The 17,613-nt window shown below is 38.5% G+C and carries 12 protein-coding genes; 3 read left to right on the top strand and 9 right to left on the bottom strand.

Annotated features, from left to right (window positions below):
• Positions 1–24: 24 nt before the first annotated feature.
• Genes bcsA through bcsR form a run of 3 tightly spaced genes read right to left on the bottom strand, consistent with a single transcriptional unit; the run spans position 25 to position 3,547 of the window.
• A complete protein-coding gene (bcsA, locus tag AB4J89_RS11290) occupies positions 25–2,610 on the bottom strand; it encodes a UDP-forming cellulose synthase catalytic subunit (RefSeq protein WP_088494903.1) in 2,586 nt (861 codons plus the stop codon).
• Positions 2,610–3,347, bottom strand: coding sequence for a cellulose synthase operon protein YhjQ/BcsQ (locus tag AB4J89_RS11285; protein ID WP_349473967.1), 738 nt, complete (start codon positions 3,345–3,347; stop codon positions 2,610–2,612). The genes bcsA and AB4J89_RS11285 overlap by 1 nt, the downstream gene beginning before the upstream one ends.
• 8 nt (positions 3,348–3,355) lie before the next feature.
• Complete coding sequence (bcsR, locus tag AB4J89_RS11280; protein WP_194952672.1) at positions 3,356–3,547, bottom strand: cellulose biosynthesis protein BcsR; 192 nt, start codon at positions 3,545–3,547, stop codon at positions 3,356–3,358.
• Positions 3,548–4,411: 864 nt separating this feature from the next.
• On the opposite strand from bcsR, the gene bcsG reads away from it, so the two are divergent.
• The gene (gene bcsG, locus AB4J89_RS11275) at positions 4,412–6,157 is read left to right on the top strand and encodes a cellulose biosynthesis protein BcsG (RefSeq protein ID WP_088494905.1); all 1,746 of its coding nucleotides are present in this window, start codon (positions 4,412–4,414) and stop codon (positions 6,155–6,157) included.
• 188 nt (positions 6,158–6,345) lie between these two features.
• Here bcsG and metK read toward each other — a convergent pair whose 3' ends face one another.
• The gene (gene metK, locus AB4J89_RS11270) at positions 6,346–7,500 is read right to left on the bottom strand and encodes a methionine adenosyltransferase (RefSeq protein WP_088494906.1); all 1,155 of its coding nucleotides are present in this window, start codon (positions 7,498–7,500) and stop codon (positions 6,346–6,348) included.
• Between the two features lie 688 nt (positions 7,501–8,188).
• Between metK and speA the strand changes: the two genes are divergently transcribed.
• Together speA and speB are read left to right on the top strand one after the other, a co-directional pair.
• Positions 8,189–10,096 (top strand): biosynthetic arginine decarboxylase, encoded by a 1,908-nt coding sequence (gene speA / locus AB4J89_RS11265; RefSeq protein WP_088494907.1) that lies wholly within the window; start codon positions 8,189–8,191, stop codon positions 10,094–10,096.
• 103 nt (positions 10,097–10,199) lie between these two features.
• Positions 10,200–11,120: an agmatinase gene (gene speB / locus AB4J89_RS11260; RefSeq protein ID WP_036912424.1), complete on the top strand. Its 921-nt coding sequence runs from the start codon at positions 10,200–10,202 to the stop codon at positions 11,118–11,120.
• 102 nt (positions 11,121–11,222) lie between these two features.
• Here the strand turns inward: speB and mutH are convergent, their stop codons facing one another.
• The 5 genes from mutH to leuB form a co-directional block, all read right to left on the bottom strand.
• On the bottom strand, positions 11,223–11,900 hold the full coding sequence (mutH, locus tag AB4J89_RS11255) for a DNA mismatch repair endonuclease MutH (RefSeq protein WP_088494908.1): 678 nt from the start codon (positions 11,898–11,900) through the stop codon (positions 11,223–11,225).
• Positions 11,901–12,522: 622 nt separating this feature from the next.
• Positions 12,523–14,202 (bottom strand): HTH-type transcriptional regulator SgrR, encoded by a 1,680-nt coding sequence (sgrR, locus tag AB4J89_RS11250; protein ID WP_368469246.1) that lies wholly within the window; start codon positions 14,200–14,202, stop codon positions 12,523–12,525.
• 292 nt (positions 14,203–14,494) lie between these two features.
• Complete coding sequence (leuD, locus tag AB4J89_RS11245; protein ID WP_368469244.1) at positions 14,495–15,100, bottom strand: 3-isopropylmalate dehydratase small subunit; 606 nt, start codon at positions 15,098–15,100, stop codon at positions 14,495–14,497.
• Positions 15,101–15,108: 8 nt separating this feature from the next.
• Positions 15,109–16,518 carry a 3-isopropylmalate dehydratase large subunit gene (leuC, locus tag AB4J89_RS11240; RefSeq protein ID WP_088494911.1) on the bottom strand — a complete coding sequence of 470 codons (1,410 nt, stop codon included), beginning with the start codon at positions 16,516–16,518 and terminating at the stop codon, positions 15,109–15,111.
• A 1-nt stretch (position 16,519) separates the two neighbouring features.
• Positions 16,520–17,611 (bottom strand): 3-isopropylmalate dehydrogenase, encoded by a 1,092-nt coding sequence (gene leuB / locus AB4J89_RS11235; RefSeq protein WP_088494912.1) that lies wholly within the window; start codon positions 17,609–17,611, stop codon positions 16,520–16,522.
• Between the last annotated feature and the right edge of the window lie 2 nt (positions 17,612–17,613).

Here is a 17,613-nt window from a genome sequence, read left to right as displayed (position 1 = left end):
TTCCCAGAAAACTGAGTTTTTCCTTCAAGACTGATGAAATATTTGTGAAACATTAACGCGTTGAGGGAGTAACGATGAAAGCCACAGCAAAAAGAGACCGAGTAAGCGAAAAGTGGCGTAAATAAAGTAAGGAGCACGTTTTAACAAAGTGTTATAACCTTGCATGCTGATAAAAATAATGTTCTTGAGACTACTTAAAGGTCTGTCGGTTGGAAGTTCATTTTGCCAATCAGCCCAAGTATCGGCTCGCTCAAAAGTACACGCAGTAAATTCGATAGCTTTTTGCGTTGTCATTTCAAGAAGTTGTAACCCAATAATTTGCCCATCAACACGTGAAATATTGGCTTTAAAGGCGTGTTCACGCTGATTTTCACTGAGTAATAAAGTGATACTTTCATTTGGAGAGAGTGAAAGTATGACATTATCAGGTAATTGAATGGCACAGCTATTATCAGAAAAATCATAGAGATAACAGCGATAGAGAGAGCCATTATTTAACAGCAACATGGCAGGAACTTTAACGCGAACGCGAGGGAAACGGCGTTGTTGCTTTGTTTCGACAGAAACTGCAATAGCAACACCCAGTAAGATAAGGTTATAGCAAACCCACAATAAACACATAACAACAGCCCAAGCTTCATCAGGATCGCCTGTTGCAATGCGCCAAAAGGCAAACAAAATACCCAATAAATTTAGGTTGAGAAAGAGTAAGTAAGGGCGGTTAATTCGCCAATCGACAAAGCCTTCTTCCATCACGCCACCTTTGCCAGTAACGTTGAAAGTCCCTTTATGCGGAGAGAAAAGAGTACTCAACACTGGGCGAGTGGTGTACCACGCCAAAATTGTTTCATAAACTTCACCCCAAAATGAGTGGCGATAAGCCCCTTGTAACTTCGCACTTGCGAGTGAAATATGGATCAAATACGGCACAACATAGAGGGCGATGGCAACCGCAGGTGCATAAATGATATAGGCGTGGAAAAAAAGAAACGTCAGTGGTGCAAGTAAGAAAACCATCCGTGGAATGCCAGAAAAAAAGTGTAACATGGCATTTAAGTAACAAAGACGTTGTGGCAGGCTCAAACCTTTACCAAAGAGTGGATTATCAAGTCGGAATATTTGAACCATTCCTCTTGCCCACCGAATGCGTTGACCTATGTGCGCGGATAATGATTCAGTCGCTAAACCTGCGGCTTGTGGAATGCGAATATAAGCTGATCTCCAGCCATGACGGTGTAAACGTAATGAGGTATGCGCATCTTCTGTAACTGTTTCAACAGCAATACCACCAATTTCATCTAATGCAGTACGACGTAAAACGGCACACGAGCCACAGAAAAACGCTGCATTCCAAGTGTCATTTCCATCCTGAACTAATCCATAAAAGAGTGTGCCTTCATTCGGCGTTTCACGGAAATTATCTAAATTGCGTTCAAAAGGGTCGGGTGAGAAAAAATGGTGAGGTGTTTGTACCAAAGCCATTTTTTCATCTTTTAAAAACCATCCCATCGTAAATTGTAGAAATGAACGAGTTGGAATATGGTCGCAGTCAAAGATAGCGACAAACTCACCAGAAGCGAGTGTTAAGGCATGATTGATATTACCCGCCTTAGCAAAATCGTGTTTTTCTCGTGCGATATAACGAATACCCACTTCTTGAGCAAATGCTTTAAATTCAGGACGGGAGCCATCATCAAGCAGATAAATAGTGAGTTTATCTTTAGGCCAATCTAAATTTAAGCTGGCATAGATTGTGGGTTTAACAACTTGTAAATCTTCGTTATAGGTAGGAATAAAAATATCAACGCTTTGCCATTGTGTAATGTCTTCAGGCATAGAAACGGGTTTTCGATGCAGTGGCCAAATGCATTGCATAAAACTGAGGAATAACACACTCCACGCATAAGTTTCAGCCAGTAAAAGCAGTAAACCACAAAATAGGCTGAAATTATCAACCCAATAAAGGGTTGATTGATAACGCCACCAAATATATCGACATGCAATTGTCAGTGCCAACATAACCATTGCGATTGAAGAGAAACGCCCCGGAATATCGCGGATAGCTAAGGCAACTAACCAAAGAACAATCACAAAAACAAACTGGAACGTGAGATCAAATGGCTGAGTAATACTGAGTAAAATAAAGAAAATGGCAAAAATAGCGATGACGGAATAGAGGACATACTGCCAAAATGGCGTAGTTTTTTTCTTATGTTCAATGATGTCAATCGCGATAGGAGTGACATGAACAAAGAGTTTTTTGTATGTTTTTCGAATATAGGAAATCAGTTGTGTGGGTTTTTTAATCAGCAAATGCGCTGCATAATGGCAAGTTAGCCAAATGCTTTGCAACAAATAGCGTATAGGATCGAAAACTTTAGGGCAACGGGGATCGATATGAGGATATAGCTCTTGTTGTTTTCTGGCAATTCTCCGCCAAAAAGGGGATTCCATCCGTAAAAAAAGCCACATAATGCCCATAAATAGCTCGCTAATAATAGCCGCACTGCGAGATGCACCGTTATGGCGATAAAACTTGTAGTAACGAATAAGAATATGTTGTGTCACATTCTTTTCGATTTTATTTGTGGCATCGTAAGATGATGGCATTATGGCTGTCCCTCTTTCCTCTCAAATAACGAAAAACACCATTGAGCGAGTTGCGATATTTCTTCTACTAACATGCAATTAGCTCGGTAATCATATAAAGGTAAACGTGAGGCACACGCCTCTAATGAGGCTTCATCTCGATGAAGAACGACAGGGCATAATGGAAATGGCGTCGTTTGCCAAAATTGATAAAAATCTTGGTGAATTTGGCTGGTGGCACGAAATTGGTTAATCAGTACGTATTCATTTTCGATAAATTCGTGTTGGTTAAGGCGAATATGACAGTTGCTTTCTGCCATTGCCACGGTGAAAAAAATATCCGCTTTTTCTATCCAAGATGTGAAAAGAGCATCTTCTGTGTGCTGTAAATCCATTAAAATAATGGCATCAGGGTGTAGCTGAATAAATGTCGTTAAAAAATGGGTAAGATGTTGTTTTGCTGAAAATGATAATTGTAAGAGCAAATTATCTTTCGTATTAACCAAACCAAAAGGTAACACTTGGTAGTGTGGTCGATAGTAAAAAATACTCTCCTCTATTGATGTCTCTGCTAATAATGCCTGACTTAATGTGGTATTTTTTTGCTGTGCTGGAAAATAAAAAGACAAAATATTTTCAGTGCAATTATCAATAATAAGCACTTCTTTATTTTGTTGATTAAATTGTCGAGCAAGGGCAATTGCCGTGGATGTTGTACCCACTCCACCTCGAAGCCCTTTTAATACAATAAGTGGCATAGTTAGCCTCATTTAGTCATGTAATGAAATGCATTAAGTAATGGCCAGCGATAAATAAGCTCACTATTTACTTCTTCTTTATTGATATCCTGATAGTGATAGTTATTTAATGAAAATAATTTTTTTAGTTTATCAATGTCCTTATTTAGATTATTTTTTTCTATTTTTATATTTGAGTTAATAAAAGTTTCATTTTTCATTTTAATATCCTCTGGATAAAAGAAAAATAAATCTCTATCGAAATTAAAATCTCGATAAAAATAGGGGTTAATTAATAATGCTTTCTGTTTATTTAAACTGCCTATTTTAGAATATGCTTTAAAATACATTATTTCAATTACGTAAAAACACATAAAATAGATATTTATTATCTTATTTTTATAAATAATGGCTATTGATTTTCTTTTTACATTTATATTTTCTGTTTTTTTTAATTTCGTCTGTTAAATAATAACGGAAAGAGTTTAGCTACAAAATAAAGCAATAAAAAGAAATGTAAATTAGCTGTTTATAACAATATATTAAATTGTTCGAATCTGATGATCATATTTGTATGTTGATCTGTATCATTTTTCATATAAAAATCATTATATTATAGTCTTTTAATGATTGTTTTTGTTTTTATGTTGAGGCGTTTGTTTATTTATTGCTACTTATGTTTATTAATTGTTATTTGTTGTTGTTAATGTGTATTTTGTTTTGTGTTTGTTTCGAAATATAAAAATAAGATAACTCTGTGTTTCATTATTTAATGTAAATAAATCATCATTTTTAAAAATAGACGCTATTATATAAATAGAACGTTGAGTATTTTGTTTTCGAATCCAAATTAAATAAGTTGGATATCGTAATTATTTTTATTTTATATAAGAGGTCAGTGTTTTCTGACGAGGTTTTCTTTTTCGTTATTTTTTATTTAAGGGTTTTTACTTGGTTTTAAATAAATATTCTCTTATATGATCGTTTAGTAGTTAATTAAATATCAGAAGTAATAAAAAGACAGATATGAGTAATCATATAACTGTCGAATTGGATTTATTTATACTAAAGAGTAGGAAATCAAAATGAACAAATCTAATACAACCCAGTTCGATTTTTTACATTACTGGCATGGGTTGGGAGCATGGAATTTCTATTTTTTACTAAAGTTTGTTTTACTTTGGTATGGTTATTTAAATTTTGATGCTTTTAGCAATTTACTATTTCTCGCCTTTTTATTGTTCCCATTGCCAAAAAATATTTGGCATAAAATGCGTAATTGGATCGCTATTCCAATAGGGATAATATTATTTTACCACGATACATGGTTACCCAGCTTTTCAACGGTTCTTGCTCAAGGTGGACAGCTTAAACAGTTTTCCTTTGATTATCTTGTTGAGTTAACTGTTAACTTTATTAATATCAAAATGATAGGTGTCGCCTTTATTTTGTTAGTTGGCTATCTTTTTATTGAACAGTGGATGAGGGTATCCGTTTTCATTATTGCTGGTGTACTGTGGCTAAATCTTGGTGGGTTTACTCATTTTTCTCAAGGTGTGGTGCCTGCAGTTTCCGCTAATTCTTTTACGCAAGAAAGTAACATTAGTGCAGAAAAAAGCACTGCGGTAGTCAAAGCGCCTGAAGTATTACCAGCATCAGTTGAACCACAAATTTCCCCTGAAGTTGTACCAACGAAGGAAGTAGAGACTGCATCTATTAATACCGTTTATCCACCACAAAAACTGAAGGTTAATAATAAGGTATTAGATGATTGGCTAACACAGTTTTATGGTTATGAGAAAAAACGCACTACACCATTTCCTGCGCAGTTATCAGCCAATGCTCAGCCTTTTGATATTTTGATTATTAATATCTGTTCGCTTTCTACTGCTGATGCGGCGGCGGTTGGGCTACAAGAACACCCTATTTGGGGTAACTTTGATGTGTTATTTAGTCATTTTAATACCGTATCTTCTTACAGCGGTCCTGCATCATTACGATTATTACGTGCGAGTTGTGGTCAGACTCTCCACTCTGATTTATACGATCCTGCGGATACACAATGTTTGCTGATGGATAATTTATCATCGTTAGGATTTGCTAAGAAATTGGTACTCGACCATAACGGGAAGTTCGGTAATTACCTCAAAGAAGTTCAGCAACTCGGTAATCTTAATATCGCCTTACAAGATCAAGAAAATCTTTCTCATCAAATTACCGCATTTGATGGCACCAAAATTTACAACGATAAGGAAACATTACAACGTTGGTTGCAAGCGCGTGAACAGTCTAATGAGAGCCGCTCTGTCACCTTTGTGAATTTGGTGTCATTACATGATGGTAACCGTTATGTAGGCGAAAATAGCACCGCTGATTATGGTAAACGCGCCTCTACATTGCTTGATAACTTAGATAGCTTTATGAATGAGCTAGATAAAAAAGGAAGAAAAGTGATGGTGGTGATTGTGCCTGAGCATGGTGCTGCGCTACAAGGTGATAAGACACAAATGTCAGGGCTAAGAGATATTCCAAGTCAAAGTATTACTACCGTTCCTGTTGGTATTCGTTTCACCGGAATAAAAGATAGAGCACAATTTTATCCTCCTGTAATTGTCGATGAACCCAGCAGCTATTTGGCTATCTCTGAGTTTATTTCTCGTAATGTGAATGGTGATGTCTTTAACCAATCTGTTATTGATTGGAACGCCTTAGCCAGTGAGCTTCCTCAAACTGCCAATGTTGCGGAAAACCAAGCTACAGTTGTGGTTGATTATCAGGGACAGTCTTATATCAAGTTAAATGGAGGTGAGTGGATTAACTACCCTAACTAACCTTTTATAGGAAACAGTTTCATCATAAATCTATGTTCTCGTTTTCTCCTATTGAGATCCCCGTATGATTGCGGGGTTTTTTTATGAGTTTTATAATATGAGTTTTATAAATAGAAGCCATAAAAAAACCACATCTATTAAGATGTGGTCTTATCAAAATCAATAACGTGATGTTCTTGGCAAGAGACTTATTTTAAGCCTGCTGCTTCACGTAAGATTTCAGCTTTATCTGTTGCTTCCCAAGGGAATTCTGAGCGACCAAAGTGACCGTAAGCAGCCGTTTTTTGGTAGATAGGGTGCAGTAAATCTAGCATTTGAATTAATCCATAAGGACGTAAGTCAAAGAATTCACGCACTAACAGAATCAGTTGTGCTGTTGGGACTTTTTCAGTACCAAATGTTTCTACCATAATTGATGTTGGCTCAGCCACACCGATTGCGTAAGAAACTTGAATTTCACAACGATCTGCTAAACCTGCTGCTACGATATTTTTAGCAACGTAACGAGCAGCATAAGCGGCTGAACGGTCAACTTTCGATGGATCTTTACCAGAGAAAGCACCGCCACCGTGACGAGCCATACCGCCGTAAGTATCGACAATGATTTTACGACCGGTTAAACCACAGTCGCCCATTGGTCCACCGATAACAAAACGGCCTGTTGGATTGATGAAATATTTAGTTTGTTCATTTAACCATTCTGCTGGCAGAACAGGTTTAATGATCTCTTCCATCACTGCTTCATGCAGATCTTTTTGTGCAATATCTTCAGAATGCTGAGTTGATAATACAACTGCATCAATACCAACAACCTTATTGTTGTCGTATTGGAAGGTAATTTGGCTTTTCGCATCAGGGCGTAACCAAGGTAAAGCGCCGCTTTTGCGGACTTGTGCTTGACGTTGAACTAAACGATGAGCATAAGTAATTGGAGCAGGCATTAATACGTCAGTTTCGTTGGTTGCATAACCAAACATTAAACCTTGGTCGCCAGCGCCTTGCTCTAATGGATTTGCACGATCAACGCCTTGGTTGATATCAGGTGATTGTTTACCAATCGCACTGATAACTGCGCAGGAATTAGCATCAAAGCCCATGTCAGAACTGGTATAGCCGATTTCACGAACAGTGTTACGTGTAATTTCTTCGATATCGACCCAAGCTTTGGTGGTAATTTCTCCGCCTACCATAACCATGCCTGTTTTAACGTAAGTTTCGCAGGCAACGCGTGCTTTTGGATCTTGTTCTAAAATTGCATCCAGAACAGCATCAGAAATCTGATCTGCAATTTTATCTGGATGACCTTCTGAGACTGATTCAGAAGTAAAAAGGTGTGTAGTCATTATATCTCGTTACCTTAATACAAACGGTTTAAGGATGGATGTTTTAACATCTAGACGTCTATTTTATGACTCTTCTCTCTTTAATTCCAGCTTTTTTTAATCAAATATAGCGATAAAGCAGAATCAAACAGTTAATCTTATTTTCGCTGCTTGCTATTTTTGTATCAAGAAAAGAGGGATTAAAGAAAAAAAAGTTTTTTGTACTTTTTGCTTTGCATTTTTAACTAACTAAAGGTATAACCTCGCGGTTACTGTGAAATCTGAACACAGTGTAAACCGCAGGATTTCTGATCCTGTTTCTCTGTTAGGGAAATGGCTTATAAGTTTAAGCCATGTGTGGGGTGAATGGGTAATGATCCATTGTCTACAGGTTAGTCTTTTCAAAAACCAAAACAGTACTCGCCAATACTATACACGTAGTATATCTAGAGTAATTTCCTCTTTGAGCTCTTTCTCTTTAGAGCGAAGTTGTCTGTTACTTGCCAATAGGTGATTGTGTTAACTCGTTATAGGTTAACTCAAGAACTTTCTACTATTATGTCCTGCGTATAGCTGGATAATCATATAAAAATATATAGTGAGCCATTACTTCCAACTGTTATTTATCAGTCGTTTCAGATTTTTGTCGGATAATTGACTACTATGGTGACAGGCAAGGTATAAACTCATACTCCCTAAGGAGAATGTCATGAATGATAACATCGCTCGTAAGATGCAGCAGACCTATAACATTGCATATTGGGGTGGCGGTTACTATTTAGCGAATAATCGGGGAAATATTAGCGTTTGTCCTAATCCTGATGTTCCTAATGCAACTTTTGATTTAACCGAATTGGTTAAACGAGTTCAAGAAGAGCAATCGAACCTGCGTTTACCTGCGCTTTTTTGCTTTCCTCAAATACTACAACATCGTTTACGCTCGATTAATGCTGCGTTTCATCGCGCGCGTGAATCTTATGGTTATAAAGGTGACTATTTTTTAGTTTACCCAATTAAAGTTAACCAACAACGTCGTGTTATTGAGTCATTAGTCAATGCAGGAGAGCCTTTAGGTTTAGAGGCTGGCTCTAAAGCAGAATTAATGGCAGTACTTGCTCATGCCAATATGACAAGTTCTGTGATTGTTTGTAATGGTTATAAAGACCGTGAGTATATTCGTTTAGCACTCACTGGTGAAAAACTTGGGCATAAAGTTTTCTTAGTCATTGAGAAAATGTCTGAGATTAAAATGGTTCTTGAAGAAGCTGAACGTTTAGAAGTTATTCCACGTTTAGGCGTTCGCGCTCGTCTTGCTTCTCAAGGATCAGGTAAATGGCAGGCAAGTGGCGGTGAAAAATCAAAATTTGGTTTAGCCGCGACACAAGTTCTGCAATTAATTGATATGTTACGCCAAGCTGACCGCTTAGATAGCCTGCAATTACTGCATTTCCATTTGGGATCACAAATGGCGAATATCCGTGATATCGCAACCGGTGTTCGTGAATCTGCACGCTTCTATGTTGAACTTCACAAACTGGGCGTGAATATTCAGTATTTCGATGTGGGTGGCGGTTTAGGTGTGGACTATGAAGGTACACGCTCACAATCTGATTGCTCTGTTAACTATGGCCTTAATGAATATGCGAATAACGTTATTTGGGCGATTGGTGACGCGTGTGATGAAAATGATTTACCACATCCAACCGTTATTACTGAATCAGGTCGCGCATTAACAGCACACCATACAGTATTAATTTCTAATGTAATTGGTGTTGAACGTAATGAATTTACGGCAATTACACCACCTGAAGATGATGCAGCAAGACCGATTGCAAGCCTTTGGGAAACATGGGAAGAGATGCAAACTAAAGGGCATAGCCGTTCATTACGTGAATGGTTACACGATAGCCAATTAGACTTACATGATGTGCATACCCAATATGTTCACGGTATGTTAAGTCTGACAGAGCGTGCATGGGCAGAAGAGCTGTATTTGAATATCTGTCGTCGTATTCAGTACGATTTAGATCCAAGCAATCGTGCCCATCGTCCTATTATTGATGAGTTACAAGAACGTATGTCAGATAAGTTCTATGTTAACTTCTCATTGTTCCAATCTTTACCTGATGCATGGGGTATCGACCAGTTATTTCCTGTATTACCGATTGAAGGGCTAGATAAACCGCTTGATCGTCGCGCAGTGTTACTCGATATCACTTGTGACTCAGATGGTATTATTGACCATTATGTTGATGGTGATGGTGTTGAAACAACGATGCCAATGCCAGCTTATGATCCTGAATATCCACCAATGATCGGCTTCTTTATGGTAGGGGCTTATCAGGAAATTTTAGGCAATATGCATAACTTATTTGGTGATACGGCAGCGGTTGACGTTTACCTTGATGAGAAAGGTAATCTGACTTACGTGCAAAGTGAAGAGGGCGACACGGTTGCTGACATGCTTCAGTACGTTAAGTTAAATCCTACCGTGCTGTTAGATCGTTTCCGCACCCAAGTAAAAAATGCACAGTTAGATGAAGCGTTACAAGAGCAATTCCTGACTGAATTTGAAAGTGGTTTATACGGTTATACGTATCTGGAAGAAGAAGAATAATTCTTCACTTTCCAATGCAGGAGTGATGTTATTAAACATCACTCTTTATCTATCATATTGATTTGTATGTTGCTTGTTTTAAATAAGTAACAGAGGTAATAGCATGAAAAATAGTACGTTAGGTAATGAGACTGATAATTCATTGATCTCTAATGCATTTGGTTTTTTACGTTTTCCACTGAATTTTCAGCCTTATAGCAGTGATGCAGATTGGGTTATTACAGGTGTGCCTTTTGATATGGCAACATCAGGTCGTGCAGGAACTCGTCATGGACCAGGTGCTATTCGTCAAATTTCAACGAATTTAGCGTGGGAAGGTAATCGCTGGCCGTGGGATTTCGATATGCGTGAACGTTTAAGCGTTGTCGATTGTGGTGACTTAGTGTTTAACTTCGGTGATGCACAAGATATGAGCGATAAATTACAAGCTCATACAGAGAAGTTATTAGCCGCAGGTAAAAAATGCTTAACGTTTGGTGGTGACCATTTTGTCACGCTGCCTTTATTACGTGCCCATGCAAAACACTTCGGTAAAATGGCATTAGTTCATTTTGATGCGCACACCGATACTTATGGTAATGGCAGTAAATTTGACCACGGTACTATGTTCTTCCATGCACCAAATGAAGGATTAATCGATCCTAACCACTCTGTTCAAATTGGTATTCGTACTGATCATGACAGTGATAATGGTTTTACTGTATTGGATGCAGCACAGGTTAACGATCGCGGTGTGACTGATCTCGTTGATCAGATCAAAGGTATTGTTGGTGATCTCCCTGTTTATCTGACTTTTGATATCGACTGTCTTGATCCTGCGTTTGCACCAGGAACAGGCACACCGGTTGTCGGTGGTTTAACAACAGATAAAGCACTGAAGATCTTACGTGCATTACAACCGTTAAACATTGTCGGTATGGATTTAGTTGAAGTTTCTCCAGCTTACGATCAATCGGATATTACAGCACTTGCAGGGGCAACCATTGCTCTTGATATGTTGTATCTTCAAGCTGCAAAAAAATAATTTCTGTTAATTTCAGAAAATAAAGACAAAGCGATATCTGTTAGGTATCGCTTTTTTTATGTTTTACCTATGTAGAATTAAGTATTTTTGAGCTCTAAAAAATTAAAGCTGAAAATAACGAGCAAGCAGGGGGGCAGTAAAATTCTTTTTTAAATAGAAGCCTCTGGGTAAGGTCATAATACGTTGCCCATCTTCACCAATAGCTTCTGTTAATGCTTTACTGTTTGCGGCTTTGGGACGGATTTGTAAGACTTGCCCGTGACGTGCGGTAATGCTTTCTACTTTACCTAACACAATCATATCCATTAGCTCTTCCCAATCGTGACGTAATAGTTCTTCTTCCGTGCTATTAGGGCTCCAAAGTAGCGGAGAGGCGACGCGACGTTGTGCTAATGGTATTTCCCTTTCTCCTTCAACAGGCACCCATAATACTTTTGAGAGCTTACGTTTTACATGGCTATTTTCCCATGTAATACCGCTGTTTCCGGTCAATGCTGCGACACAGACAAAAGTGGTTTCTAAAGGCATCCCCAATCTATCAATTGGAATTGTTTTGAGCTCAATGCCCAATTCACTGAAGTCTTGTTCAGGTTTGCTGCCTGCACTTGCGCCTAAATAGTATTCCAACAACATGCCTACCCAACCTTTATCTCTTTTTAGATCAATTGGGATAGGGAGTTGTGCAAAAGCGGCAAGTTCACCAAAAGTATAACCCGCAAGCGCTTTTGCTCGTTCAAATAAAACCTGTTCATTTTCGGGTGCGATTGGTGGCGTAAACATAATTATTATCTTCTTGTATAAATAATAGACAGAAAAAACGGGTTGTTGATAACGTATTTAGCTTTATTTTATTTAAATCATAATAGCATGATATATCATCATTTTTTTGAGTTAATTCGCTAATTGAAATTTATAATTCCAAGTTGTGCACGGTTATCCTGAAATCATAAACAGGCTTTTACACTAGGTTATCCACAGCTTTATGGGATAACTCACAGAAAGTGAGATCACTGTTCTGATTTACAGCCTTGACTTTTGCAGATATTTGCCAAAATTATCCTATTTTGTCTAACTAATCGGCATAACCTGTGGATAAAACACCCTATGGTTATTTTTTGTACGATTTAAGCGAGGGGACCTTTTAATTGTTTTATCCAATCGTTGAAATAGGCATTAAAATTTGGCTACTAATTTGAATTATAAGTGATATTTTAAAATTTGTATCAACAGGCTTTCTAACAATACAAAAACTATACCCTGATTATCTCACTCTTTTTCACATAGATATCCACAGAAAAAGTGAATAAATCCCCTAAGTGTTTATGTGGGTGTTTATAACTTTCAAGGTTTCTGTGAATTAACACAAATAATGACTAATTTGAACACTGAAAGAGACGATAACCTATTTTAGCTTTGGTGTATCGATATCAGGCGTAAACCACGCTGATTTAAAATCAAACCAGCCAAAGGTATTCATTTTGACACCTCGTATGGTTCTCTGCCCTTGTAGCTCTAGTAAATGGTGAAATAGAGGATAAAGCCAAATATCTTGTGTTAATTGGCGACACCACTCTTCAAGTGGCAAGGATTTTTGGTGCCATAGTGTGAGCTCTTGTGAAAATGATGCGCCTAAACATTGGTGAAAGAGTGGTAATTCATAAAGTGCAGCAAAAATTGAGAACTCTAAAGGTTTATAAAAATTCACTGTTGCTAACCAAATATCACTATCAGCTTCTCCGTAATACCACTGCTCATAATCAAGCACTTGAATGGTAAGTTCAATATCATACTGAGATAAAATACTTTTTATTAAATCTGCAATAGTGCTGTATTCATGATGCTCTTTATAAAGAGTGACAGTCAGTTTTGTTAATGAAGGAGGTTTTGGATGTTGGCGGATTAATTTACTGTGATGCCAATGAAGTAATAATCCATAAGCAGGAGACCAATGGCGTTGATAGAAAGGATCACAATGCGTCAGCATATTAACAGGGGTTAACACACTGCTTAACCATTCCCTTATTTCAGTCTGCTGGCACTGTTCTGAGCGACTATCATAAAGTAGGAAATAACATCCTTCCTCTTTACGGCTTTCTAGTGAGTCTTTATTGGTATCATCATCTGTTAAATGAATAGTTGAACAGACCATTTTGTTATTCAGTTCTGGAACTACCCAGATATCAATTTCATCTAATAATGCCCGTAAGCCAAAATAGCGATTAAAGGCTTTGATTTGCAGCTTATGTTTATCATTAGCGATAACCTGATAAGCGCCAGTACCAATGGGACGTTGTGCAAAAGAAGGAAGTGATGCCCATTCTTGCGGTAAAATAACGGCTTGTGGACTTCCTAATAACGTTGCAAATTGCTTATCCGCTTCGCTTAAGAAAATATCTAGCACATAAGGCTGAGGCGAGGAAATTTGTTCTATATGCGCATAAAGAGGGTTGCAGTGTTTCATTCTCATTAAAGAAGTACTGATATCTTCAAGGGTGAGTTCACGGCCATGATGAAAATAGATAGAAGGACGTAAATAAAATCGCCAATGTTGATCTGTGATCATTTGCCAATGATGAGCTAATTCGGCTTCGACCTCCCCATTTTCCTCTTTTAGATGCACTAACGAGTTAAATATCTGACTCATTAAATGTAATTCAGAGCGTCTTAATGGTGTTCCCGGTAATAAATTCCTAAAAGGGCGATAGTAAATAATACGCAGTAATTGTTGTCCGGGATGAAAGCTTTTTTCAATTTGAGAGAGCACCATTTGCCGTACTGAGTCTTTATCGCCCATTAGTGCGACAAGCTTTTCAATATCATTCTCTTCTATCAGCCTTTCAGCGCGATTTTGTTGGATCTCAAGTGCATTAGAGTGAAAAATAAGCGTGGATTTTTTACCTCGACCGACTTCCGCTTGCCAATTTATCCAACCTATTTCTTGCATCTTATTTAATAAAGAGCGGACATGACGACGCGTGCAATGCAGGGTTTGTGCTAATTCTTGTAACGTTGTTTCGGTCGCTTTTCCCTGAAAGGCTTGCCATAAGCGAATAAATTGTAACTCTAAGCGGGGTGAGATCATAAAAGAGGAAATCCCTTGATAAAGTGATCAATTTTAATTTCCTTATATTAGACCGATAATGATTGTGTTTAAAGTTAGCTCTCATGTTAGTTATCACAAATTACGAATACTGACAGACTCCCCCCATTTGAGCATTCGGTGATTACCGGCCAGTGATGATTGATCACTGGCTTTTTTATTGGTTATTTATAGGAAGGTTTTTGTTGGGACAAAAAAAAGCCGTAAACGAATTTACGGCAAGAATGACAAAGTAAACATCACAGAAAGTAGAAGAAGGTGAAAACTGCTTTAATTAGCGCATAAAGGCAGGTTGTTTTGCCTCGTAAGCACTAATGTCATCTTGGTGTTGCAGTGTTAATCCAATACTGTCTAATCCTTCAATCATGCAGTGGCGGCGAAATGAGTCGATTTCAAAAGAGAAATGTAATTCACTCGCTCTAACTTCTTGTGCCACTAAATCTACGGTAATGGGGGTGCCTGCATGTTCTTTTACCCAATCAAATAATTGTGAGACTTCATCATCACTTAATTTGATTGGTAATAATTGATTGTTAAATGAATTCCCGTAAAAAATATCAGCAAAACTGGGGGCGATAACGGCGTGAAAACCATAATCAGTTAATGCCCAAGGCGCGTGTTCACGAGATGATCCACAACCAAAGTTTTCTCGAGCTAATAAAATAGATGCACCTTGATAAATAGGCTGATTCAAAATAAACGCTGGGTTAGGTTGAGTGCCTTCATCGTCCAAAAAACGCCAATCGTGAAACAGGTGCTTACCAAAGCCAGTACGTGTCACTTTCTGCAAAAATTGCTTAGGAATAATGGCGTCGGTATCCACATTTGCTGCATCTAAAGGAACTGCAATACCCGTGTGTTGAGTAAATTTATTCATCATGTTCTCCTTTAAGATGCCACTGCAAATGTACGAATATCTGCAAAATGACCATTAATCGCTGCCGCCGCCGCCATTGCAGGACTGACTAAGTGTGTTCGACCTCCACGACCTTGGCGACCTTCAAAGTTACGGTTGCTGGTGGATGCGCAACGTTCGCCCGGATTTAATCGGTCGTTATTCATCGCTAAACACATTGAACAACCCGGTAAACGCCATTCAAAACCTGCTTCAATAAAGATTTTATCTAAGCCTTCTGCTTCAGCTTGCGCTTTAACAGGACCTGATCCCGGAACAACAATCGCTTGAACATGGGATGCAACTTTATGACCTTTTGCGATTTCAGCAGCTGCTCGTAAATCTTCAATACGTGAGTTTGTGCAAGAGCCAATAAAGACTTTATCGATAGCAACATCGGTTAAGTTAACGCCTTCACTTAATCCCATATAAGCCAAGGCTTTTTCAGCAGAAGCGCGTTCAACAGGATCGTTAAAGCTATTTAATAACGGGACTATTTGGTCAATAGCAATAACTTGCCCTGGATTTGTGCCCCATGTAACTTGTGGCGCAATATCAGCGGCATTAATAGTGACTGTGGCATCGAAAATTGCATCATTGTCAGACTTTAAGGTTCTCCAATAAGCGACAGCTTCATCCCAAGATTGATCTTTAGGTGCAAATTGACGCCCTTTTAAGTAGTTAAAAGTGGTGTCATCTGGTGCGACTAATCCGGCTTTAGCTCCCATTTCAATCGCCATATTGCATAAAGTCATTCGACCTTCCATGCTTAATGCTTCAATGGCTTCACCTGCAAATTCAACGATATAGCCCGTGCCGCCAGCACTACCTAATTTGCCGATAATGGCTAATACGATATCTTTCGCCGTGATCCCAATAGCGGTTTTACCCTGAACTTCAATTTTTAATGTTTTAGCGCGAGACTGTTTTAAAGTTTGGGTTGCTAAAACATGTTCAACTTCTGAAGTTCCGATGCCAAAAGCTAATGAACCAAAAGCACCATGAGTTGCAGTATGTGAATCGCCACAAACAATGGTCATTCCCGGTAAGGTTAAGCCTTGTTCTGGCCCCATCACGTGAACAATTCCTTGATATGGATGGTTTAAGTCATACAGCGTAACGCCAAATTCTTGGCAGTTTTTCATCAACTCTTGCATTTGAATTCTCGCCATATCACCACAAGCATTAATATCTTTAGTTTGTGTTGATACGTTGTGATCCATCGTTGCAAAGGTTTTATTCGGTTGACGAACAGGGCGACCTTTTGTTCTTAATCCATCAAAGGCTTGAGGTGATGTCACTTCATGCACTAAATGCCTATCGATATACAAAATGGGTGTTTCATCACTCACTTCTCTGACAACATGTGCATCATAAATTTTTTGATATAATGTTTTACCCATGTTATGCCCCTTCACGAATATACTGAGCGATATGATCACCCATTTCGGCGGTTGTGATTGCGTTGCCATCACCCGCTAAATCTGCGGTACGGTAGCCTTTTGCTAATACTTGTGTGATAGCATCTTCAATGGCTTGAGCTGCATTATCTTCATTAAAGCTATAGCGTAATAACAGCGCAGCAGACAGAATTTGTGCAATAGGGTTAGCGATGTTTTTACCTGCTATATCAGGCGCTGAGCCTCCTGCGGGTTCATATAAACCAAAGCGCTCTTCGTTAACACTGGCAGATGGCAACATTCCCATAGAGCCTGTGATCATTGCGCATTCATCAGATAAAATATCGCCAAAAATATTGGAGCACAGCAACACATCAAATTGAGATGGATCTTTAATTAACTGCATTGTCGCGTTATCGATATACATATGTTGAATTTCAACATCTGGATATTCTTTTGCGATCCCAGTGACAACTTCACGCCATAAAATAGAGCTTTGTAATACGTTAGCTTTATCAATTGAGGTTACTTTATGACGGCGTTTACGTGCTGACTCAAACGCAAAGCGTGCAATACGTTCAATCTCATAACGATGATAAATTTCAGTATCAAAAGCACGCTCTTGTGCGCCTTCACCTTCACGACCTTTAGGCTGACCGAAGTAAATACCACCTGTTAATTCACGTACACATAAAATATCAAAACCACGTTGGGCGATATCAGCACGTAATGGGCAGTAGGCTTCTAAGCCTTCATATAAGCGAGCAGGGCGTAAATTACAGAACAATTTAAAATGCTTGCGTAATGGCAATAAAGCACCGCGCTCTGGCTGTTCATTTGCAGGTAAGTGTTCCCATTTAGGGCCACCGACGGAACCAAATAAAATCGCATCGGCTTGTTCACAACCCGCTAAGGTATCTGCTGGCAACGGAGTGCCATGATTATCAATGGCAATGCCACCGATATCGTATTCTTTTGTTGTGATATTGAGTGAGAAACGCTTACTAACCGCCTTCATCACTTTTTGTGCTTGAGCCATGACTTCAGGGCCAATACCATCTCCGGGTAATACTGCAATATGATAATTTTTTGACATAA

Source organism: Proteus sp. STS61-E, from assembly GCF_040932335.1.
Taxonomy (GTDB): Bacteria; Pseudomonadota; Gammaproteobacteria; order Enterobacterales; family Enterobacteriaceae; genus Proteus; species Proteus mirabilis_B.
This window is presented reverse-complemented; position numbering and strand designations above follow the sequence as displayed.

What these genes read in the sequence shown, in the direction of transcription:
- metK (WP_088494906.1), bottom strand. Translation starts at nt 7,500, where the DNA reads ATGACTACACACCTTTTTACTTCTGAATCAGTCTCAGAAGGTCATCCA.
- speB (WP_036912424.1), top strand. Translation starts at nt 10,200, where the DNA reads ATGAAAAATAGTACGTTAGGTAATGAGACTGATAATTCATTGATCTCT.
- bcsR (WP_194952672.1), bottom strand. Translation starts at nt 3,547, where the DNA reads ATGAAAAATGAAACTTTTATTAACTCAAATATAAAAATAGAAAAAAAT.
- leuB (WP_088494912.1), bottom strand. Translation starts at nt 17,611, where the DNA reads ATGTCAAAAAATTATCATATTGCAGTATTACCCGGAGATGGTATTGGC.
- mutH (WP_088494908.1), bottom strand. Translation starts at nt 11,900, where the DNA reads ATGTTTACGCCACCAATCGCACCCGAAAATGAACAGGTTTTATTTGAA.
- bcsG (WP_088494905.1), top strand. Translation starts at nt 4,412, where the DNA reads ATGAACAAATCTAATACAACCCAGTTCGATTTTTTACATTACTGGCAT.
- speA (WP_088494907.1), top strand. Translation starts at nt 8,189, where the DNA reads ATGAATGATAACATCGCTCGTAAGATGCAGCAGACCTATAACATTGCA.
- leuC (WP_088494911.1), bottom strand. Translation starts at nt 16,518, where the DNA reads ATGGGTAAAACATTATATCAAAAAATTTATGATGCACATGTTGTCAGA.
- sgrR (WP_368469246.1), bottom strand. Translation starts at nt 14,202, where the DNA reads ATGATCTCACCCCGCTTAGAGTTACAATTTATTCGCTTATGGCAAGCC.
- bcsA (WP_088494903.1), bottom strand. Translation starts at nt 2,610, where the DNA reads ATGCCATCATCTTACGATGCCACAAATAAAATCGAAAAGAATGTGACA.
- AB4J89_RS11285 (WP_349473967.1), bottom strand. Translation starts at nt 3,347, where the DNA reads ATGCCACTTATTGTATTAAAAGGGCTTCGAGGTGGAGTGGGTACAACA.
- leuD (WP_368469244.1), bottom strand. Translation starts at nt 15,100, where the DNA reads ATGATGAATAAATTTACTCAACACACGGGTATTGCAGTTCCTTTAGAT.